The sequence below is a fragment of the Salmonella enterica subsp. arizonae genome (genome assembly GCF_008692845.1).
Lineage (GTDB): Bacteria > Pseudomonadota > Gammaproteobacteria > Enterobacterales > Enterobacteriaceae > Salmonella > Salmonella arizonae.
In genome coordinates this window covers 345,132-366,711 of record NZ_VXJW01000004.1, presented here as the reverse complement: position 1 = coordinate 366,711, position 21,580 = coordinate 345,132, and the positions used below count along the sequence as shown (strand labels likewise).

19 protein-coding genes, 1 tRNA gene, 3 rRNA genes and 1 pseudogene are annotated in these 21,580 nt (G+C 49.3%); 5 read left to right on the top strand and 19 right to left on the bottom strand.

What is annotated here, in order from left to right; translation table 11 throughout:
• The 4 genes from F4V61_RS10840 to rrf (F4V61_RS10825) form a co-directional block, all read left to right on the top strand.
• Window positions 1–205 (top strand): 23S ribosomal RNA (locus F4V61_RS10840); the annotation flags it as partial.
• Between the two features lie 197 nt (window positions 206–402).
• A 5S ribosomal RNA gene (gene rrf / locus F4V61_RS10835) occupies window positions 403–518 on the top strand.
• A gap of 14 nt (window positions 519–532) precedes the next feature.
• Window positions 533–608: transfer RNA gene (locus F4V61_RS10830), tRNA-Thr, on the top strand.
• 39 nt (window positions 609–647) lie between these two features.
• Window positions 648–763 (top strand): 5S ribosomal RNA (gene rrf, locus F4V61_RS10825).
• Between the two features lie 497 nt (window positions 764–1,260).
• On the opposite strand, the gene F4V61_RS10820 is transcribed toward rrf (F4V61_RS10825), so the two are convergent.
• From F4V61_RS10820 to F4V61_RS10810, 3 genes are all read right to left on the bottom strand, one after another.
• Complete coding sequence (locus F4V61_RS10820) at window positions 1,261–1,482, bottom strand: membrane protein (protein ID WP_000825645.1); 222 nt, start codon at window positions 1,480–1,482, stop codon at window positions 1,261–1,263.
• A gap of 237 nt (window positions 1,483–1,719) precedes the next feature.
• Complete coding sequence (locus tag F4V61_RS10815; protein WP_079835941.1) at window positions 1,720–4,833, bottom strand: efflux RND transporter permease subunit; 3,114 nt, start codon at window positions 4,831–4,833, stop codon at window positions 1,720–1,722.
• An 11-nt stretch (window positions 4,834–4,844) separates the two neighbouring features.
• Window positions 4,845–6,002 carry an efflux RND transporter periplasmic adaptor subunit gene (locus tag F4V61_RS10810; protein WP_079781847.1) on the bottom strand — a complete coding sequence of 386 codons (1,158 nt, stop codon included), beginning with the start codon at window positions 6,000–6,002 and terminating at the stop codon, window positions 4,845–4,847.
• Window positions 6,003–6,412: 410 nt separating this feature from the next.
• On the opposite strand from F4V61_RS10810, the gene envR reads away from it, so the two are divergent.
• Window positions 6,413–7,075 (top strand): acrEF/envCD operon transcriptional regulator, encoded by a 663-nt coding sequence (gene envR / locus F4V61_RS10805; protein ID WP_058345485.1) that lies wholly within the window; start codon window positions 6,413–6,415, stop codon window positions 7,073–7,075.
• A gap of 18 nt (window positions 7,076–7,093) precedes the next feature.
• On the opposite strand, the gene F4V61_RS22840 is transcribed toward envR, so the two are convergent.
• The 16 genes and pseudogenes from F4V61_RS22840 to F4V61_RS10725 all read right to left on the bottom strand — a co-directional run bounded on the left by F4V61_RS22840 (window position 7,094) and on the right by F4V61_RS10725 (window position 21,491).
• Window positions 7,094–7,336: an EAL domain-containing protein gene (locus F4V61_RS22840; RefSeq protein WP_170243777.1), complete on the bottom strand. Its 243-nt coding sequence runs from the start codon at window positions 7,334–7,336 to the stop codon at window positions 7,094–7,096.
• A pseudogene (locus tag F4V61_RS10795) lies at window positions 7,336–7,770 on the bottom strand (MHYT domain-containing protein); the annotation flags it as partial. The pseudogene F4V61_RS10795 and the gene F4V61_RS22840, both read right to left, overlap by 1 nt.
• A 149-nt stretch (window positions 7,771–7,919) precedes the next feature.
• The gene (locus F4V61_RS10790) at window positions 7,920–8,084 is read right to left on the bottom strand and encodes a DUF2556 family protein (protein WP_080161201.1); all 165 of its coding nucleotides are present in this window, start codon (window positions 8,082–8,084) and stop codon (window positions 7,920–7,922) included.
• A gap of 86 nt (window positions 8,085–8,170) precedes the next feature.
• Complete coding sequence (gene yhdJ / locus F4V61_RS10785; RefSeq protein WP_000642615.1) at window positions 8,171–9,055, bottom strand: adenine-specific DNA-methyltransferase; 885 nt, start codon at window positions 9,053–9,055, stop codon at window positions 8,171–8,173.
• Between the two features lie 85 nt (window positions 9,056–9,140).
• Window positions 9,141–9,437: a DNA-binding transcriptional regulator Fis gene (fis, locus tag F4V61_RS10780; RefSeq protein WP_000462905.1), complete on the bottom strand. Its 297-nt coding sequence runs from the start codon at window positions 9,435–9,437 to the stop codon at window positions 9,141–9,143.
• A 25-nt stretch (window positions 9,438–9,462) separates the two neighbouring features.
• Window positions 9,463–10,428, bottom strand: a complete 966-nt coding sequence (gene dusB, locus F4V61_RS10775; protein WP_038397517.1) for a tRNA dihydrouridine synthase DusB — start codon at window positions 10,426–10,428, stop codon at window positions 9,463–9,465.
• A gap of 378 nt (window positions 10,429–10,806) precedes the next feature.
• Entirely contained in the window at window positions 10,807–11,451 is a 645-nt protein-coding gene (locus tag F4V61_RS10770) for a carbonic anhydrase family protein (protein WP_077916601.1), read from the bottom strand.
• Window positions 11,452–11,588: 137 nt separating this feature from the next.
• Window positions 11,589–12,470, bottom strand: coding sequence for a 50S ribosomal protein L11 methyltransferase (gene prmA / locus F4V61_RS10765; RefSeq protein WP_058345481.1), 882 nt, complete (start codon window positions 12,468–12,470; stop codon window positions 11,589–11,591).
• Between the two features lie 11 nt (window positions 12,471–12,481).
• Window positions 12,482–13,933 carry a sodium/pantothenate symporter gene (gene panF / locus F4V61_RS10760; RefSeq protein ID WP_058115518.1) on the bottom strand — a complete coding sequence of 484 codons (1,452 nt, stop codon included), beginning with the start codon at window positions 13,931–13,933 and terminating at the stop codon, window positions 12,482–12,484.
• Window positions 13,923–14,165: a YhdT family protein gene (locus F4V61_RS10755; protein WP_000381178.1), complete on the bottom strand. Its 243-nt coding sequence runs from the start codon at window positions 14,163–14,165 to the stop codon at window positions 13,923–13,925. Before F4V61_RS10755 ends, panF begins: the two co-directional genes overlap by 11 nt.
• A 111-nt stretch (window positions 14,166–14,276) precedes the next feature.
• Window positions 14,277–16,211, bottom strand: a complete 1,935-nt coding sequence (locus tag F4V61_RS10750; protein WP_079828540.1) for a M60 family metallopeptidase — start codon at window positions 16,209–16,211, stop codon at window positions 14,277–14,279.
• A gap of 355 nt (window positions 16,212–16,566) precedes the next feature.
• Window positions 16,567–17,916, bottom strand: coding sequence for an acetyl-CoA carboxylase biotin carboxylase subunit (accC, locus tag F4V61_RS10745; RefSeq protein ID WP_000884627.1), 1,350 nt, complete (start codon window positions 17,914–17,916; stop codon window positions 16,567–16,569).
• A 10-nt stretch (window positions 17,917–17,926) separates the two neighbouring features.
• A complete protein-coding gene (gene accB / locus F4V61_RS10740) occupies window positions 17,927–18,397 on the bottom strand; it encodes an acetyl-CoA carboxylase biotin carboxyl carrier protein (RefSeq protein ID WP_000354627.1) in 471 nt (156 codons plus the stop codon).
• A 392-nt stretch (window positions 18,398–18,789) separates the two neighbouring features.
• A complete protein-coding gene (gene msrQ, locus F4V61_RS10735) occupies window positions 18,790–19,389 on the bottom strand; it encodes a protein-methionine-sulfoxide reductase heme-binding subunit MsrQ (RefSeq protein WP_038397521.1) in 600 nt (199 codons plus the stop codon).
• Entirely contained in the window at window positions 19,390–20,400 is a 1,011-nt protein-coding gene (gene msrP, locus F4V61_RS10730) for a protein-methionine-sulfoxide reductase catalytic subunit MsrP (RefSeq protein ID WP_080161200.1), read from the bottom strand.
• A 116-nt stretch (window positions 20,401–20,516) separates the two neighbouring features.
• Window positions 20,517–21,491 (bottom strand): MDR family oxidoreductase, encoded by a 975-nt coding sequence (locus F4V61_RS10725; protein WP_038397523.1) that lies wholly within the window; start codon window positions 21,489–21,491, stop codon window positions 20,517–20,519.
• Between the last annotated feature and the right edge of the window lie 89 nt (window positions 21,492–21,580).

Here is a 21,580-nt window from a genome sequence, read left to right as displayed (position 1 = left end):
ATGCCAATGGCACTGCCCGGTAGCTAAATGCGGAAGAGATAAGTGCTGAAAGCATCTAAGCACGAAACTTGCCCCGAGATGAGTTCTCCCTGAGACTACAAGTCTCCTGAAGGAACGTTGAAGACGACGACGTTGATAGGCCGGGTGTGTAAGCGCAGCGATGCGTTGAGCTAACCGGTACTAATGAACCGTGAGGCTTAACCTTACAACGCCGAAGATGTTTTGGCGGATTGAGAGACGATTTTCAGCATTGATTACAGATTTTCGGGAACGAAAGATGTTACGCTGAGGCAAGGCGGCAAGCGAAGGAAAGGAAGGAGCATACTGAAGTATGTGACTGACTTTGCGAATGCAGCCAACGCAGCATCGGTGTAAAAGATTCGTTTCTGGCAACAGAATTTGCCTGGCGGCCGTAGCGCGGTGGTCCCACCTGACCCCATGCCGAACTCAGAAGTGAAACGCCGTAGCGCCGATGGTAGTGTGGGGTCTCCCCATGCGAGAGTAGGGAACTGCCAGGCATCAAATTTAGTGTGCTGATATGGCTCAGTTGGTAGAGCGCACCCTTGGTAAGGGTGAGGTCCCCAGTTCGACTCTGGGTATCAGCACCACTTAATACGGTTAATGTTCGGTATTTAAAAAAGAATTTGTCTGGCGGCCGTAGCGCGGTGGTCCCACCTGACCCCATGCCGAACTCAGAAGTGAAACGCCGTAGCGCCGATGGTAGTGTGGGGTCTCCCCATGCGAGAGTAGGGAACTGCCAGACATCAAATAAAGCAAAAGGCCTAATCGAAAGATTAGGCCTTTTTGCGTTTATCTCACTGTGAAAAATGCTCCTGGATATCGGCATAGACATGACTGATATTTGGTTTATAGCATCCTCGTAGAGCAGATAAAAAACGTTTTAATAAATATGATTTCCCATCATATACCAGCCGGAATCATCGAATGTGAACCATACTGATGTTGATACGTAAACGATTTTTACTTATGCGTCTAATAAATAATGGAAATATTTGCTGAGTACTAAAGCTTACAGTACTAAGCGTGCTTTTAATGTGGCTTATGATTCCATCAGGCTACAATTTTGTCTGTATTGGACAGGTAATAGAACCGGGATTGGCAAATACTAAAAAAGTAACTTTGCTCGCAATAAGTTACGGGGGTAGTCTGAACAGACTATACAGTAGGGTATTCTTTCGACCTTTATATTGAATATTCTGTTTTATTTTGAAAGCGCGGCATTGCCCGCGCCTGCATGTATCATTTAGAAAGGGCAATGATACCCATTGTCAATCCTGCTACCGCTGCAGCGCCGCCAGCAATAGCGCCTGCTGTCTCCCAGTTATCCTGCGTTGTACCTTTCATACATGTATTGGTATGTACCAGTCGCCCTTGATCATCATAAACCGGTACGCAGGGAGAGTCATGTGCACAACCTGCCAACAGGGTGGTAAGCAATGCAACTGGAATTAGTCTTTTCATGGTATTACCTCATTAATCGGCGTTTCGCGAAGTACAGCAACGTAAATGCTGGCTCTAACCGCTGCGAAAACGAGGGTTATTTTACCACCACATGAAAAATGACTGACATGAGGAATAATCTCAATTTATGTGGATTGTAAAAACTATGGAGAATATAGATATAAGCGGAGAGGGGAGAATAACGGAGCTAAAGACGTACCGTCTAAAAAAGCGTCCGAAGACGCCTCTGTTTACCGGTTAATCATGATGGCGATTAAATCGGCGTTTTACAACAACAAAGAATACTGGCACGAAGAAGATAGCTAATAAGGTTGCGGTTAACATTCCCCCCATAACCCCTGTACCTACTGCGTTCTGTGCCCCACTACCTGCGCCACGACTGATAACCAACGGCATTACCCCGAGAATAAAGGCCAGAGAGGTCATTAGAATAGGACGTAAACGCATACGGGATGCTTCCAGCGTCGCTTCGATCAGTCCACGTCCTTCTTTTTCCATGAGATCTTTGGCGAACTCGACAATCAGGATGGCGTTTTTAGCAGAAAGGCCGATAGTGGTTAACAAACCAACCTGGAAGTAAACATCATTGTTCAGGCCGCGTAATGACGCTGCAAGCAGGGCGCCAACCACGCCGAGCGGTACAACCAGCATTACCGAGAACGGAATTGACCAGCTTTCATACAGTGCGGCAAGGCAGAGGAAAACGACGATGAGTGAGATTGCGTACAGTGCCGGTGCCTGGTTACCTGACAATCTTTCCTGATACGACATACCTGTCCAGTCATAGCCAATACCGTTTGGTAGCCGCGAGGCCAGGTTTTCCATTAACGCCATTGCTTCACCGGTACTTCGTCCGGGCGCTGCTTCGCCGAGCAGTTCCATTGATGGCATCCCGTTATAGCGTTCCAGACGTGGCGAACCATAAATCCACCGTGCGGAGCTAAAGGTAGAAAAGGGAACCATCTCGCCATTGGCGCTGCGTACATAGAGATTGTTGATATCTTCCGGCAGCATACGGAACTGAGCGTCAGCCTGAACGTATACTTTTTTCACTCGTCCGCGATCGATAAAGTCGTTAACGTAATAGCCGCCCAACGCCGCGGAGATGGTTTCGTTGATATCAGACAGTGAAACACCGAGCGCCTGCGCTTTTTCTTGATCGACATCCAGCTTGAACTGTGGCGTGTCTTCCAGCCCGTTCGGGCGTACGCGCACTAATAGATCAGGATGCTTCGCGACCATACCCAGGAGTTGATTACGCGCTTTTGTTAACGCATCGTGACCGAGTCCTCCCTGATCAATCAGTTCAAAGTCGAAACCTGTCGCGGTACCTAACTCGACAATTGCCGGCATGTTGAAGGGGAACACCAACCCGTCGCGAATCTGGCTGAAGGCGCGTGTCGCTCTGGCGATAACGGCTTCGACGCTATTTTCTTCACCGTTACGCTCTTCCCAGGGTTTAAGGCTGACAAATGCCATCCCTGAGTTTTGTCCCTGACCGCTAAAGCTAAAGCCGTTTACGGTAAACACGCTTTCGACGTTCGCTTTTTCATTATTCAGGTAGTAATGAGTGACTTGATCCAGCACTTTCTGCGTACGTTCTTGCGTAGCGCCAGAGGGGAGCTGAATCATGGTCAGGAATACCCCCTGATCTTCTTCCGGCAGGAAGGAGGTCGGAAGGCGTAAAAACAGAACCGCCATTCCGACGACAATAAGTAGATAGATAATGAGATAGCGACCCGTATTACGCACGATACCGCTAACGCTGTTGGTATAGTGGTTAACGCTATGGTCAAATTTGGCGTTGAACCAGCCAAAGAAGCCGCTTTTTTTCTCGTGATGTTCAGCAGATACGGGTTTAAGCAGCGTAGCGCACAGTGCAGGCGTCAGAATCAGCGCAACCAGAACGGATAGCGCCATTGCTGAAACAATTGTAATAGAGAACTGGCGATAAATTGCCCCAGTAGAGCCGCCAAAAAAGGCCATCGGGATAAATACTGCAGATAGTACCATCGCGATACCCACCAGCGCTCCCTGAATCTGCGACATTGATTTTTCCGTCGCCTCTCGGGGAGAGAGGTTATCCTCCATCATCACACGTTCAACATTTTCTACGACCACTATCGCATCGTCAACCAATAGCCCTATCGCCAGTACCATGCCGAACATCGTCAGGGTATTGATGGAATAGCCAAAGGCGGCGAGTATCGCAAAAGTGCCTAACAACACGACGGGAACAGCAATGGTAGGAATCAGGGTAGCCCGGATATTCTGTAAAAACAGAAACATTACCAAGAATACCAGAATTATCGCTTCAAACAGCGTTTTTACTACTTCGTGAATAGATATTTTTACGAAGGGCGTTGTGTCATAGGGATAAACAACCTGCATTCCCTGAGGGAAGAAAGGTTGCAGCTCCGCCAGTTTTGCTTTGATTGCGGTTGCGGTATCCAGCGCGTTAGCGCCAGTCGCCAGTTTAATACCGAGACCGGAGGCCGGTTTGCCGTTAATGCGCGCGACAACATTATAGTTTTCACCGCCAAGCTCAATGCGCGCGACATCTTTGAGATGGACGACAGAACCGTTGGTATTGACGCGTAACGTAACTTTACCGAACTCTTGCGGATCTTTCAGGCGCGTTTGGGCGATGATTGAGGCGTTAAGCTGCTGGCCCGGTAATGCTGGCGTACCGCCCAGTTGACCAGCCGCAATCTGGTCATTTTGCACTTTTAACTGACTGATGACGTCAACCGGCGTGAGCTGGTATTTATTTAGCAGATTCGCATCCAGCCAGATGCGCATGGCGTACTGGGCACCGAATAGCTGAACGTCGCCCACACCATTCAGACGGCTGATAGAATCCTTAATGTTCGAGGCTACATAGTCAGAAATGTCGTCCTGGGTGGTGTTCGGATTATCTGAGATGAACCCGGCGACCATCAAAAAGCTGCTGCTGGATTTTTCAACGCTAATCCCTTGCTGCTGGACTTCTTGTGGCAGTAAAGGCGTGGCGAGCTGCAATTTATTTTGCACCTGAACCTGCGCAATATCTGGATCGGTCCCGGACTGGAAAGTTAGGGTGATGGTCACGCTACCGGCAGAGTCACTGGTAGAGGACATATACATCAGGTTATCGATACCGTTCATATTTTGTTCGATAACCTGAGTAACCGTATCCTGTACCGTCTGTGCATCTGCGCCCGGATAGGTCGCAGAAATAGAAACCGCTGGCGGCGCAATGGTTGGATACTGCGCAACGGGAAGTTGCATTATGGCCAGAGCGCCCGCCATCATCAGGATAATGGCCAGAACCCAGGCGAAAATCGGACGTCTAATAAAGAAGTTTGCCATGTACGGTTACCTTATTGCGCCTTTTTCGTTGTCGGAGCATCGGTAGTAGCTTTCACCTTGACGCCCGGTCGCGCTTTTTGTAAGCCGCTGACAATGACTTTATCGCCCGGTTTTAACCCTTCGCTAATGAGCCACTTATCACCGATAGCCTGTGCCGCCACGACGTTACGGGCCTCGACCTGGCTTTTATCGTTAACCACCATCACCATTGCGTCGCCGCGCGGCGTGCGGGTCACCCCCTGTTGGGGGACAAGGATGGCATTAGGCTGGACGCCTTCATCAATGCGGGCGCGGACAAACATACCGGGAAGCAAGCTGTGCTGTGGGTTGGGGAAAACTGCCCTGAGCGTGATAGAGCCGGTGCTTTCATCTACGGTAACGTCGGAAAATTGCAGCGTGCCTTTAAGCGGGTAGACCTGACCATTTTCCATTACCAGCTCAACGGTGCTACTGGCGCTATCTTTATGCAGACTACCTTGTTCGACGGATTGCCTGAGTCGCATAAAGTCGTTGCTTGATTGCGTAACGTCGACATAAATCGGGTCGAGTTGCTGTACGGTAGCCAGTTCAGTTGACTGGCCGTTAGTCACCAACGCGCCTTCAGTCACGTTAGATTTTCCTATACGTCCGCTGATGGGAGAGGTGACTTTAGTATACGCGAGGTTAATACGAGCGCTTTCTACAGCGGCTTTCGCCGCAACAACGGCGGCATCGGACTGACGGGCGTCGGCAAGCGCCTGATCATATTCCTGTTGACTGATATATTTTGTGCCGACCAGCGGAACATAGCGTTTGACCGTCAGGTGCGCGATAGCCGCAGCCGCTTCGCTTTTAGCAAGTTCGCCTTTGGCGCTGTCATAATCGGCCTGATAAGTGGCAGGATCGATTTGATAAAGCGACTGCCCGGCTTCTACATCGCTACCTTCGGTGAAATTTCTTTTAAGCACGATCCCGCTCACTTGGGGGCGAACCTCCGCAATGCGAAATGCAGACGTCCGTCCGGGAAGTTCGGTCGTTACGGCTAACGGCGCTGTTTCGACCACATCGATGGTGACTTGCGGCTCGCCGGGATGAGCTTGGGTATCTCCCTGGTCGTTACAACCGGCCAGCAACGCAGCAGAGAATATGATGAATGAGGGCAGGAGTGAAAACCTGGCATGTTTCGTCATTACTGTTCCTTAAAAAACCGAAAGCTCGTTATTTACCGGATAACGGTAAGGCGTTAACGCGCGAAAAATAGAATAGCAGTCGGTATCCTACAAATTATTAGCTTGTGATGTAAGCAATACTTATTTTGGGATGTGGTTCACGGCACATAAAAGCAAAAAAAAGAACCATTCTTTGCTTTCTCATAATGTCCCTATTAGTAAAAATATGATGTCGAATAACATAATTATAAATACATATTTTATGTGAATATATTTAGCTAAATCATTTATTATTATTATTAATTGGTGATATTGTGCGAAATTAAAACGGTTGTCTCTCGTCTGGCTAAAAAGGACATGGTAAAGTTGTTTTTTGCGCTGAATGTTTTATCAGCGTATTTATCGTTTTTATGGTCCAGGATAGTTTAATTATGGCGAAGAAAACGAAGGCGGATGCGCTTAAAACACGGCAACATCTGATTGAAACCGCTATTGTGCAGTTCGCTTTGCGCGGCGTTGCCAATACGACGCTAAACGATATCGCTGATGCCGCTGAGGTCACGCGGGGAGCCATCTACTGGCACTTTGAGAATAAAACGCAGTTGTTTAACGAGGTTTGGTTACAGCAACCGCCTTTACGTGAGCTTATTCAGGATAGGCTTACAGGATGCTGGAATGATAATCCTTTACAGGATTTACGTGAGAGATTGATTGCTGCCTTACAATATATTGCGGCAGTTCCTCGCCAGCAGGCATTAATGCAGATTTTATATCATAAATGTGAGTTTCATAACGGTATGATATCAGAGCAGACTATTCGTGAAAAGATTGGTTTCCATCATCAGACGCTGCTTGAAGTATTGCAGCGATGTATGGATAAAAAGTTGATCTCGGGCAGTCTTGATTTAGACGTCATATTAATTATTCTGCACGGTAGTTTTAGCGGAATAGTAAAGAACTGGTTAATGAATCCCGCAAGTTATGATCTTTATAAGCAGGCGCCAGCGTTAGTCGATAACGTATTAAAAATGCTAAGCCCGACTGGCGGTGTGACACAGTTAGTGTCGAATGAATATCAGGCAGAACAAGCATGATATTATTTGGAGTTGGTATCATATATTGATTTGGCAAATGTATTGGTGGGATCGTGAATATCGCGAGAAATTTTCGCTGCAGTGCGCGGTTTGCCATACAAAAAACCTCTGAAGCTTATGGCACCCCAATTGAGTCAGAAATTGTTGCTGCGTTTCATTTTCTACGCCTTTCGCCACAATTTGCAGATTTAACGCTTTTGCTTGTGCGACAATAGCCGCAACAATGGTCGCGCCGTCGCCTGCCTCGCTGAGTTCATTCACGAAAGCGCGATCCACGCGTTATTCCAGACGATAAGAGAGGCGAATTGCAGCGCCGCCATCCCGGTATAATGCATTGCGCTGATGCCCGGCCTCATCACCAGCACGCCCGGCAGTAAACGGCGAAGGCGCAATTTTTCAGCGCTGATCAGCCATAACGCAAAAAGGGGGGAGTCGAGTGCGATCGGCATGGAGAAACCAGTGAGGAAAGGATCGAAGCGTATGTTAATCGCGTGATCCATCACCAGCATCCCGACAAAATGCATAGCCAAAATACAGACGCCCAGTGCGAAGCCGCCGCCTATTAGCCATATCCAGGCGCTCATTCTGGCGCTTCCGGCAAAGCGTCCGGCCATATTGAATGCGGTATAGGATGGAAAAATAGCAACAGCAAATAAAACCGCCACAAGGATGTGGTTGTACTCACTAACCGGCATGTATCGTTAGCTTATTGGTTATGCAGGAAAGAAAAGGACGAGACAGTATCATCCGTTCTTTTATCCTTAAAATGTGTTAATGCCCTGATTTTATAAGGGATAAAAGAGAGCCAGGCGATAAATAATCATAGGTTAAGTCGCCCGGTTCACTACTCCAGGTCGGTACAATTGATTAATTTGAGAGGGTTAACAGAATCCATGTTCTGACACTTATCCTGTTCAGTCGCCATCAACTCGATCCATTGCATCAAAAGCGCATCAAAAAGAAAAACGGAGACGGCAAACACAACCAGCCACCAATATTTACGTATCATCGTCAAATCCTGTGTATTCATGCATGCCCATGTGTATTGGGAATATACATAAATTTTTGACGCTGAAAAACGGACTTACGATGCCTTTACTTCTCTGAAGATCGTGCATTTATCACGGCATTTCTCTGTTTTTTTGACCGGTTTTTGGTCTTTCTCTTTTTGACTTTTGCAAGATCATTTTCTGAATAATGCGAAGTGACGCTCAATCTTCTGAGGCCGATTTTTACGTACTCATTATTGATTTCAATACCGATAAACTTACGTCCTGACGCCGCTGCGACAGCGCCCGTGGTAAAACTACCTGCGAAAGGATCCAGCACGGTATCGCCCAGGTTAGAAGAGGCCAGTATGATCCGTTTTAGCAGCGCGCTGGGTTTTTGCGTAGGATGGTTTTCATATTCATCCATCAGATAACGTACGCGTGGAAATGACCAGACATTGCCCGGCACTTTTTTCTGATTGTACGGTTGGGGCGGGTTTTTTCGATAATCAATTAACGCGCGCTTAGCGCCCGTAGTGGTTTCGACCAGAATCGCGTCACGGTTAAAGGTATAGGTTTTTGAGTCTTTTACCATCATCAGGATCGGTTCATACATAGAACCAAAGTATTTTTTCGCCTGTACTCCGGAACTATCATAGGACCAGACGATACGGCTTTTGATGGTAAAAAGCGTTCGACATTTGAGATCAATATACGGCATATTTTCTGTGCTGTTCATGATATACATAGTGCCGTGTTTCTTCAGCACGCGGTAGCATTCATCAACGCATTCATACAGCCAGGCCAGAAAAGACGCCTCGTCCCAGGATTCCACCATACCGTCGAAATCTTTTCCGATATTGTACGGCGGATCGGCAAAAATTAAGTCAATGCTTTCAGAAGGCAGTTTTTTAAGTTCTGTTAGCGCGTCGCCGAGAATAATTTTTTTCGATTCATCGCCAAAGTACTGAGGTTCACATTCCGCTTTCATGACCAAATTCCATGTGGTGCGTATAAAAAAGGCGCTTCCCCATGCCGAGTAGCGCCTTTTTAAACAAGCAGTTAGCTAATCGAAATTAGTTCATGCCGTATTTTTTTAATTTTTTACGCAGCGTACCACGGTTGATGCCCATCATCAGAGCAGCACGGGTCTGGTTACCACGGGTGTATTGCATCACCATGTCCAACAGGGGCTGTTCTACTTCAGCCAGTACCAGCTCATACAGGTCATTAACATCCTGACCGTTTAGTTGAGCAAAATAGTTCTTCAGTGCCTGTTTAACCGAGTCACGCAGGGGTTTTTGGGTTACCTGATCCTGAGAGTTAACGGTAGAAACGGTCAGTACGTCAGAATTTACGCGTTGTTCGAACATAGTTCTGTCAGCTCTTTATTTCTGTTTACGCAAAATTTTCGAAGTATGCCTCCAACGCCTCCAGCTGTTCGCTGGCATCCTCAATAGCGTTGAATGTGCGCCGAAACTGGTCATTTGGAGCATGCTCCTGGAGATACCAGGAGACGTGTTTACGCGCGATTCGGTACCCTTTTGCCTGACCGTAAAAGTCATGCAGTTCCCGAACATGCGCGCAAAGCAAGCGCTTCACCTCTGCCAGCGGCAGCGGCGGGAGCAGCTCCCCAGTGTCCAGATAATGCTGGATTTCCCGAAAGATCCAGGGTCTTCCCTGAGCTGCGCGGCCTATCATCAGGGCATCCGCCCCTGTATAGTCGAGAACAGCTCTGGCTTTATGCGGGTTAGTAATGTCGCCATTCGCGATAATCGGAATGGAAACTTCCTGCTTAACTGCCCGAATACTATCGTATTCAGCGTCTCCGTTGAACAAACAGGCGCGGGTGCGGCCATGGATGGTCAGAGCCTGAATACCACAATCTTCAGCCAGTTGGGCAATCTCTACGCAGTTACGGTGTTCCGGCGCCCAGCCGGTGCGAATCTTGAGAGTCACAGGAACGTCCACTGCGTTTACGACCCCGACGAGTATAGACTTCACTAAATCCGGGTACTGCAAGAGGGCTGAACCTGCAAGCTTACGATTCACTTTCTTCGCCGGGCACCCCATATTGATATCAATAATCTGGGCACCGTTTTCCACGTTAATACGTGCGGCATCGGCCATTTCAACCGGAGAGCCGCCGGCAATTTGCACCGTGCGAATGCCTGGCTCATCAACGTGCACCATCCGTAAACGAGATTTATCGCTTTCCCACACTTGCGGGTTAGAAGACATCATCTCGGATACCGTCAATCCTGCTCCCATCTCATAGCACAGCGTCCGAAAAGGTCTGTCAGTAATGCCAGCCATGGGCGCTGCGATCAGGCGATTTCTGAGCTGATATTGTCCGATGCGCATGAGTTAAGAAATGACCATACTGTGACTGCAAGGCGGCGTATATTACGCATTTTTTGCACGAGATGAAAGGCCAAACTTTGAACAATCCACTGTCGTAGATCAATGAATCGTGTTTAAAAACGGCAAAACAAATTTATAATTCAGTAAAATCAAATGGTTATTTGTTGATGGCGGTTTTGTACGCGCTTACAAATTCCCGTAACTTCTCTTTATTTCTTCGTCCGGGAATAAGATAAACGGGATAATCTGCTTTTTTATAAGCGGATTACCCCAAATGAATGGGATCGCCGTCTCGTTTCAGGACAAGATCATTTTCCCGTTGCGCGTAATTTTTCACCATTGCCAGACTGTAGGGGGCGAGCAAACACGCTTTAATCTTTATGAACGGCATGCGAATTTTTCCAACTGCGCTGAAGAGAGTGTTAGCGGATGCTGCAGAACAACCCAGGCGGCATTTTCTAAACAGAGTGGCGATGGCTGCGATCCGTTGAAGCGCCAGTACGTTTTGTCCGCCGGTAGTAACTGATTAATATCCACTGGCGCAAATAACGTTGCACGCTTTTCTAACAATGTGGGGATAGATTGCCACAGGCGCTCCAGCGTTTTATTTGCCGTGCCTTCTGTAAATATCACCGCGACAACGGCAAGGTCGCCGTTCGAATTCCGATGCATCAGGTGTAACTCCATGGCGTAGCGTTTGCCATCAATCGTGTTTTCAGCCGGAACATGAAAATGGAACTCTTCCAGCGTATATCGCTGGTCATCCAGACGGATAGTATTGGCGGCAAAGCTTTTCATGCTTGCCTGAAGGGGTTGACCGTTATTAACTAATTCAGAGGGACTATCAATATACTGCACTTCCAGCGGGGAGACGTGAACTTCAGACGTCGAGAGGATATCGCCAGGCGGTTGATTTATATCAGTCTGGCAAAGCTGATGCGCCTCTTCCTGAATGGCGGCAAACGCGGAAAGGGGGGGCAAAAAGAGTGTGAGTAATGTCGCGGTACAAAGAGGTAATTTCATGCATTCATCCGATGAATTTAATTAAGAAAATTATTATATTAATCAATATGTTATATAATATTATATCGGAGTGGCAGAAAGGCGTTAAGGCGAATTGTGTGGAGAAAAGCGTGGCCAGGCGGCCACGCAGACAAGAACTATTTCTTACGGCCAGTAATGCGGCACCACTCTTCTTTTTCGACGACCGGGTCGAGAGTGAAAAGCTCGGCGTAAGCATCGCAGACGCTTTCTGCCTGGCTGGCGAGAATACCTGAAAGCCCCAGCAGACCGCCCTCAACGGGCAGTACGCTGATTAACGGGGCCAGTTCGCGTAATGGGCCAGCCAGGATGTTAGCGACGACCACGTCGGCTTTCATAGCGTCTGGCTGGTCTTTCGGTAGGTACAGCTCCAGTCGGTCAGACACGCCGTTGCGTTCGGCATTATCGCGACTGGCCTGGATAGCCTGCGGATCGATATCAACGCCAATCGCCTTTGCCGCCCCCAGCTTCAGCGCGGCAATCGCCAGAATGCCGGAACCGCAGCCGAAGTCGATCACGGTTTTGCCGTTAAGATCGAGCCCGTCCAGCCATTGCAGGCATAAGGATGTGGTGGGGTGCGTACCCGTACCGAACGCCAGACCCGGATCGAGCATCACGTTGACCGCATTCTCATCCGGGATGTCGCGCCAGCTCGGACAAATCCACAGGCGTTCGCCAAAGCGCATCGGGTGGAAATTATCCATCCATTCACGTTCCCAGTCTTTATCTTCCAGTTGTTCGATTTTATGGGCAAACCCGGTGCCCAGCAGCGGATGTTGCTCCAGAATAGCGACAACCTCTTTCATGTCGGTTTCGGCGTCGAACAGACCGATCACATCGGTATCGCCCCACAGACGGGTTTCGCCCGGCAACGGCTCAAATACTGGCGTATCGTGCGTATCCTGAAAGGTGATGGAAACGGCGCCCGCTTCCATCAGCGCATCACTCAGCGCTTCAGCATTCGCGCCGGTGGTATTCAGTTTCAATTGGATCCATGGCATGGCAAAACTCTTTATTTATCAGTAGACAACACGGTGGCTTGCGGAGCGGAGGAACCGAATCGATTTCCGATCAGAAAAGCCAGTAAACTTAGCAGCAACGCGGGCACAATCGGATGAAAGCCCAAGTACTGAATATTAAATGTGGCAAGCAGGGCATAGAGCACGCCGCCAACGATCATGGCGCTTAACGCGCCTGCCGCGTTTGCCCGCTCCCAGTACAGGCCCAGCACCAGCGGCCACAGGAAGACGGCTTCCAGCCCGCCAAACGCCAGCAGGTTGAGCCAAATGATCATCTCTGGCGGTTTCCACGCAGCCAGCAGCAACAGCGCGCCTAACAGTAATGTAATTGCTGCCGACATACGCTTCAGCCGGATCTCGTTTTGCAACTGCTCAGGACGCAGGTTGAGATAGAGATCTTTAATGATCGTCGCGGAACTTTGCAGCAATTGAGCGTTAATGGTCGACATGATCGCCGCCATGGGCGCAGCAAGAAAGATCCCAGCGGCAAACGGCGGCAAGACTTTCACCATCAGGGTGGGGATCACCAGATCCGGCACCGTGAGATCCGGAAGCACCGCACGACCCAGCGCGCCGGCAAGGTGCATTCCGAACATTAACATCGCCACGACAATCGTACCGATAATAATGCCGCGGTGTACCGCTTTACTGTCTTTATAAGAGATGCAGCGCACCGCCGTATGCGGCAGGCCAACCACGCCAAAACAGACCAGCACCCAAAAAGAGGTCATAAAGGCGGGAGATAGTATGTCATCGGCGCCCTGCGGCGTCACCAGTTGGGGATCGATGGCGTGCAGAGTGTCAACTGCCTGGCTTAAACCCCCCGCCGCATGAACCACGCCTACCAGCAGCACTATCGTGCCGACCAGCATCACCAGGCCCTGTAGCGTATCGTTAAGTACGCTGGCGCGAAAGCCGCCAAACGCCGTATAGAGCGCGATACTGACGCCAAATATTAGCAGGCCGGTTTCGTAGGGAATCCCCGCCGCGGTTTCCAGCAGTCGCGCGCCGCCGATAAATTGTACGGTCATTGCGCCAATAAACGCGACTAATAGACTCAGGCTGGCCAGCCATACCAGCAGGCGGCTTTGGTAGCGGGCGAATAGCATATCGTTAAGCGTGACGGCATCATAGCGACGCGCCAGGATCGCGAATTTTTTACCCAGAATACCCAGTGAAAGCCAGACGGCGGGAAGCTGGATCATCGCCAGCAAGACCCAGCCTAAACCGTATTTATAAGCCGCGCCGGGACCGCCGATAAATGAACTGGCGCTAATATAGGTGGCGGTAAGCGTCATCGCGAGCACGATTCCGCCCATCGAACGGCTGCCGAGAAAATATTCGTTTAAAAAGGTGCCTGCGCTACGTTTGCGCATGGCGTAAACCGAGACCCCGAATACCACCACCAGATAGGCTAACAACGGTAGAATGACCTCAAGCTGCATCGTCATCCTCCAGCGGGATATCGCGATAAATGAATTTTACCATCGCCCAGCACAGTAAAATAAAGACCAGCGGCGTCAATAAGCAGGCCATCTCGAACCAGTGCGGCAGACCGGTTATCCCCGGTGAGCTTCCTGGTAAGTAAGCGGCCACTAACCATGCCGCCAGATAGCAAAGGGTCAGCCACAGCGCCCAGCGCGCTTCTTTATGGGCCTGAACAAAACGAGTGTCCATAACTCTCCAGCGTTGGAATGTTATTTTTAATAGGGGGGATTGTACGGATTGTGGCGACATTGGACAGTAATTTTCCGCTGCATCAGCGACGTGATACAGCGGAAGGGCAGATCAATTATTAATATGGATATTGAAGTTTACATTCTCCGACCAGTTATCGTTATGCCAGTCGCGGGCAATGAGGTGCAATACGCCGTGATATTCACCGGCAGGCAGATCCTGATTATTACTGGAGTCGTAGCGAATCGTTACCGTGGTATCAGACCCTGAATTACAAGCTCCCGCCGTGTTTAATGTGTAAGGTTCGCAATAACCTGCCGTTCTCTGCCCATAAAGTTTGACAATGAAGTTACGGTTTTTGGTATCGACAACCTGGACGTACAGAGGCGTGCTTTGATAAAGGCCGCCATTCCACACCAGAGATGTTGGGCCAATAGTCGAAGTATTAGTGACAAATCCCGTGTTATAGTGTGTATCTGCATTTTTAATGGTGGCATAGGCTTCTACTTGTGTTTGGTCAGCTCTTTTTTCCAGCGTTGCACTTACTGTCCCTGAAGGTTCGATAACCTGAGGTAGATTCATAGCTGTAATTTGATTGTCAGCATCGGTGGAGTAATCCACCCCCCAGTGCGTAAAGAATTTGCGCAGATCATGACCGGAATATTTACTGGCGTTAACCACAAAGAAATCGACTTTCTCTTGTTTGGAATCCACTTTAGCGCTGCCGTTATAATAATTATTAATTTCACGGTAGGCTTTGCCAAGCGCGGGATAGAGATCCGGCCAACTGGTTTCCAGTTGTGCAAACATCATGAGCTGATGGAAAACGTTAGTGTCTGTATCTAAATCCCAGGTTTGGCCTGATTTTAGGAAATTACCGACGGCCTGCTGGTCCCATTGAAATCCATTGTATTGCAGATTTTCATGGCATGTTTTGACATCCACTTCGCCACGTGTCGCGCGGCAGGCAGCGATGGAATAGATATTCACTGTCGTCTCACCTAAGCCATTCCAGGACCATTGCATCTGATTTTGGTGGCCGAATTCATGCCATTCGCCCCAACTGGATTGCGTCGGGATGCTACTGCCAAAACCAATACCGATTCTGCCATCTCCGCCCTCAGCCCAGCAGCAACTGTTATACGAGGCAATATCAAGGCTACGCAGCGCCTCATTGATTGGCGATGAACCATCAATGCCGTTGAGCTTATCGTAGACAATGGTATTCAAAAGATGTTCACGCAGCGTCTGCTCTATGTTGTGATCCTTAGAGGCTTTTCCAACGTTATTCGCTGCGTAATAACGGGTTCGACCATCAAATAATAATGTCTGGCCGCTGGGAGTGGACTGCTGGCTAATATTTTTCCAGTCATCCAATGTATTTACACCCAACACAAATACGGGCTGTGTACTGGCAGTCGTGGATATAACGCGAGTACTAATCAGAGTATTAACGTGCTTGAGTGAAGCATCTTCACTGGTTCCCCAGCACTGGAGAAGGACAACACCTTTATGGTTAAACGTAATTTTTGTTTCACTATTGTGATTTAACATTACTGCGTCAACCGCCTGCGGTTCTGAATAATTATTCTCAAGCAGAGAATAACATTTTACATCGTCAGGCTGGTTTTCGGTGCGCAATGTCATGGTGTCGTTTACATTCGCATAATAATAGGTAAAGAAGGCAGGAGTACGCCCGTTTGTGGTGGTTCTGCTTCTTCCATTATCATGTTGTTCAGTGACGGGAATATGATATATACCCTCTTTAGCATTTGCATAAATGGCCATCGTTCGTTTTTGCCAGAAAAGAACATCGTTGACATCAGCAGATCGTGAAAGCGCTTTTTCTGGCGATGCTTCCAGTTGATGGTATGTCAGACCAAATTGATCAAGTGTCTCATTAAAAGCTTGGCTATTTTTATAAGGTATCCACCACTGTTCATCTGTTGTGTTATTATTCTTTTGAGTATTAGCGAGAGCGGAAATACCAGGGGAAAGAGAAAGTAGTAGCAATATCTTTGCTATATTTTTTTTAGCATTATTCACAATATGAACTCCTGTTCTGTAAAAAATAGACGATCTAATTTGAAACCCTTTGCCACATGTGCAACACCGTTATCTACTATAAACAGGTTCAGGAGTAATAAAATTAAATAAATTTAGGGAAATTTATCTTGTGAGAGGATGTGATTCTTTTTTTTAGAAGGGGGACATGCGCGCTGAAACGTCGTGGCGTTTATCCCGCCAGGTATAACAAAAGCTAAGGCTTTACTATAGAAAAAGCATGCCGGTTGAGGTGTGCGGGTTATTTATCAGGCCATTAAAAACGCCGGCCTTTCGTCAGAAAGTCCGGCGTTAGTTCACATAACTGCCATGATCGATGGATTACCGATCATGACAATTACTTTTCCTGAAGACCGAGTTTTTTCTCCAGATAGTGGATGTTGGTTCCACCGTGCTGGAAGTGCTCGTCATTCATGATGCGGGTCTGGAGATCGATATTGGTTTTGATACCGTCGATAATCAGTTCCTGCAGGGCATTTTTCATACGGGCAATCGCCACGTCGCGGTTTTCACCGTAGCAGATGAGTTTGCCGATCATGGAATCATAGTACGGCGGCACCGTATAGCCTGCGTAGATATGTGATTCCCAGCGAACGCCAAAGCCGCCAGGCGCATGGAAGCGTGTGATTTTGCCCGGACTTGGCAGGAACGTGTTCGGATCTTCGGCGTTGATACGGCATTCTACCGCATGGCCGCGAACCACAACTTCGTCCTGCGTGATCGATAGCGGTTGACCTGCAGCGATACGCAACTGTTCTTTGATCAAATCGACGCCGGTAATCATTTCAGTCACCGGGTGTTCAACCTGAATACGGGTGTTCATTTCGATGAAATAGAACTCGCCGTTTTCGAACAGGAATTCGAACGTCCCTGCGCCGCGATAGCCGATGTCTACGCACGCTTTCGCGCAACGCTCACCGATGTAACGACGCAATTCCGGCGTAATACCCGGCGCCGGGGCTTCTTCAACCACTTTCTGGTGGCGACGCTGCATAGAACAGTCGCGTTCCGCCAGATAGATAGCGTTGCCCTGGCCATCCGCCAGTACCTGAATTTCGATATGGCGTGGATTTTCCAGATATTTTTCCATGTACACCATGTCATTGCTGAAAGCCGCTTTCGCTTCCGCTTTGGTCATGGAGATGGATTGCGCCAGTTCAGCATCGCTACGAACCACGCGCATACCGCGACCGCCGCCGCCGCCGGACGCTTTGATAATCACCGGGTAGCCAATACGTTTGGCATGAGCGCGGTTCGCATTCATATCGTCGCCCAGCGGGCCGTCAGATCCTGGTACGGTTGGCACGCCCGCTTTTTTCATGGCGGTAATAGCAGACACTTTATCGCCCATCAGGCGAATAGTGTCCGCTTTCGGGCCGATAAAGATAAAGCCGGAACGTTCAACCTGCTCGGCAAAATTGGCGTTCTCAGAAAGGAAGCCGTAACCCGGATGGATTGCTACCGCGCCAGTGATTTCAGCGGCGCTAATGATAGCTGGGATGTTCAGATAACTTTTTACGGACGGCGCCGGACCAATACAGACCGTCTCATCCGCCAGCAATACGTGTTTTAAATCGCGATCCGCGCTTGAATGCACAGCGACAGTCTTGATGCCGAGTTCTTTACAGGCACGAAGAATACGTAGTGCGATCTCGCCGCGGTTAGCGATGACAATTTTATCCAACATGTTCGCCTCGTTACTCGATGACGACCAGTGGCTCGTCAAATTCTACCGGCTGACCACTTTCGACCAGAATCGCTTTCACAGTACCTGATTTGTCTGCTTCGATCTGGTTCATCATTTTCATGGCTTCAACGATGCACAGGGTGTCGCCCACGTTCACTTTCTGGCCCACTTCGATGAACGCCTTCGCATCCGGGCTTGGGGTGCGGTAGAAAGTGCCAACCATTGGGGAGCGTACGATGTGACCACTGATTTCCGCTGCGGCAGGCGCTTCCATTGCTGGAGTAGCTGCTGGCGCTACAGCGTTAGACAGAGCGGGTTGCTGCATCATCGGCGCCGCATAAGCCTGCTGCATCACCGGGAAGCCGGCGTTTGCCGTTGTGCGGCTGATGCGAACAGATTCTTCGCCTTCAGAAATTTCCAGTTCGGAGATACCTGATTCTTCAACCAGCTCGATCAGTTTTTTAATCTTACGAATATCCATGAGTGGGTTCCGTACTCTTTGTTTAGTGTGATTGTGACAGGCGTTTTAGCGCCGTCTGTAAAGCATGTGAATGACTGCCGCAGGTAAAATACCGCGCATCTTTGATTTGCCTGTTATGCCGTAGCACCCGAAGGTGAAATTCATGATTTGCCAGTCATTGTGTGGCTATCTTCTGCCATTTTCGGGCAAAAAACAAAATATACCTTCATTACACAATTGTCACCCTTTCTGCGGACGAAAATTGCAGTTGAGGGATACAAAGTCGCACATTATAACTATTTCGTAGCAATTAGCAGCTAAATACTGGTCTTATCAGGGAAGATTATCAATCCAAAACAGGCAAAGGACATTGCCTGTTTTGCGTTTTGCAATCTACCGCACAGTTCGTCAAGCTAGCGCCGCCACTGGCGAAACTTCCGGTAACGCAAGGCTAAAAGGACTAACGCTAATGCCGCGTAGATGACCGGTTGCGGTGATAAAACCTTTACCGACCACAGATAATGTACAGGAACCAGGATCGCCACAAGATAGACGACGTTGTGCAGTGTTTGCCAGCGTTTACCCAGTTTACGCTGCGCAAATTGCGTTGAGGTCAACGTCAGCGCCAATAGCGCCAACCAGCTCATGATCCCAAGCGTCAAATAAGGGCGTGAAATCAACTCGCTTCCTAACAACGCCAGGTTATGTATTCCCAGTTCCAGCAAGGCATAGCTGGTTAAATGCAGCGTGGCCCAAACGAAACACCATAGCCCCAACAGGCGTCGCGTGCGTATCAATAATGGCTGTTTAGCGTAGCGCGCCAGCGGCGAGATCAGCAAGGTGGCAAGCAAAAATTTGAGCGCGGTTCTGCCGGTAAAGTGTTGGATATCCTTGACCGGGTCTGCGCTTAGCCCACCCTGATTTATCGCCCAAAAGAGCCACAGAAGCGGCAAAAAACCGACAAGATGCAGGCAAACTTTCAGCCAGATTATCTGTTTTGCTGTCAGACGCACTTAAAAATTCTCCCGCAAATTGAGACCGCGATACAGCGAAGCGACTTCACTGGCGTAGCCATTAAACAGCAGCGTTGGCTGTCTTTGCACATCAAGGATGCCGCCAGAACCAATAAAGCGCTCAGTCGCCTGCGACCAGCGTGGATGATCCACATGTGGATTCACATTGGCGTAAAAACCATATTCATTGGGAGCCGACAGATTCCAGGTGGTTGGCGGACGTTCGCGGGTCAGTTTAATGCTGACGATAGATTTAATACCTTTAAAACCATACTTCCACGGAACGATGAGTCGAATGGGAGCGCCGTTTTGCGGTGGTAACGCTTTGCCATAGACGCCGACGGTCATCAGGGTAAGCGGATGCATGGCTTCATCAAGACGTAGCCCCTCAACATAAGGATATTTCAGTCCGCCTCCAACAAAACGATCTTTTTGTCCCGGCATATCATCCGGCGCGTACAGCGTTTCGAATGCCACATATTTAGCGTGGCTGGTGGGCTGTGCCTGCGTAAGTAGTTTGTATAAAGGGAAACCAATCCACGGTACGACCATGGACCACGCTTCGACGCAGCGCATCCGATAGATACGTTCTTCTAAGGGGAAACGATGCGTTAAATCGTCATAATCCAGCGTATATGGCTTCGCGACCTCCCCGCTGATTTTCAACGTCCACGGTTCGGTTTTCAGACTACCGGCATTGGCCGCCGGGTCGGCTTTATCAAGGCCAAACTCATAAAAGTTGTTGTAGCCCGTCACCTTATCTTCCGGCGTTAACGCTAAATCACTTCGCCAGGCGGCAGGCTGACTAAACTCAAGCGGCTTACCGACAGGCGCTTTCGGCCGGTCGTTGCCTTTAAACCAACTTAATAAATCGGCCTGCGCCGTTGAGGGTAAGGATAAGGATAAGGCGGCCGCGCTAATGCCTAACGCTTTTAGCACCTGTCGGCGCTGCATAAAAAAAGCCGATTCCGCAGTCACATCGGCTTCTGTCAATGGACGTATTTTTTTCATAACAGACTCCCGGTATACCCACCACAACACGGAGTGGCGTGTTGTGAATATGACAGGGAGTATGTCAATCTGTAAAAATAAATAGTTAATTAAATGTAAATTTTTTATACGTGATTTTATTTTATCTTCACCAGCGTACGGCCCTGAACCTGATTATTGATGATGGCGTCGGCAAACTTCGGGGCGTCTGACAGGTCTATCTCGGTTGCCGCCTGCGCGTAGAAGCCGTCCGGCAGGCCATTTACCAAACGTTTCCACGCCTCGGCGCGGCGCGCTGGCGGCGTCATAACGGAATCCACGCCCTGCAGGCGAACATTGCGTAGAATAAAGGGCATGACGGTAGTTGGCAGAGCAAAGCCACCAGCCAGACCGCAGGCCGCAACGCAACCACTATAGTTCATTTGCGCCAGGATTTTCGCCAGCACGCTATCGCCGACCGTATCAATCGCGCCTGCCCAAAGCTGTTTTTCCAGTGGACGGGCGTCGGTGAACGCGTCACGCGGTAGAATGCGGTTAGCGCCAAGCGCGTGCAAATAGTCATGGGTGCTTTCACGGCCGGATACCGCAACGACCTGATAACCCAATTGATGCAGCAACGCGACCGCAGTGCTGCCCACGCCTCCGCTGGCGCCGGTAACAACGATTTCGCCATCTTCAGGATGGATGCCCGCTTCTTCCAGCGCCATCACGCACAGCATGGCGGTAAAACCGGCGGTGCCGATGATCATGGCATTACGGCTGCTTAGCCCCGCAGGAAGCGCGACCAGCCAGTCGCCTTTAACGCGTGCGAGTTCGGCCAGACCGCCCCAGTGGTTTTCGCCCACGCCCCAGCCGGTCAGTAACACTTCTTGCCCTGCATGAAAGCGAGAATCTTCGCTTGCGCGAACGGTTCCGGCGAAATCAATACCAGGAATCATCGGAAAATGACGGATAATTTTCCCTTTCCCGGTGATAGCCAGAGCATCTTTATAATTCAGGCTGGACCAGTGGACATCCACCGTCACATCACCCTCCGGCAGTTGATTCTCTTCGAGATATTGCACGGATGCGAGGGTTTTACCGTCCTGCTGTTCTAAGATCAACGCCTGCATAACCTGTCCTCACTTTACATGGTGGATTGGAAAAATAACTACGAAGACTATACTCGCTAATTAAAACGTGATGCCGATGCAACGCAATA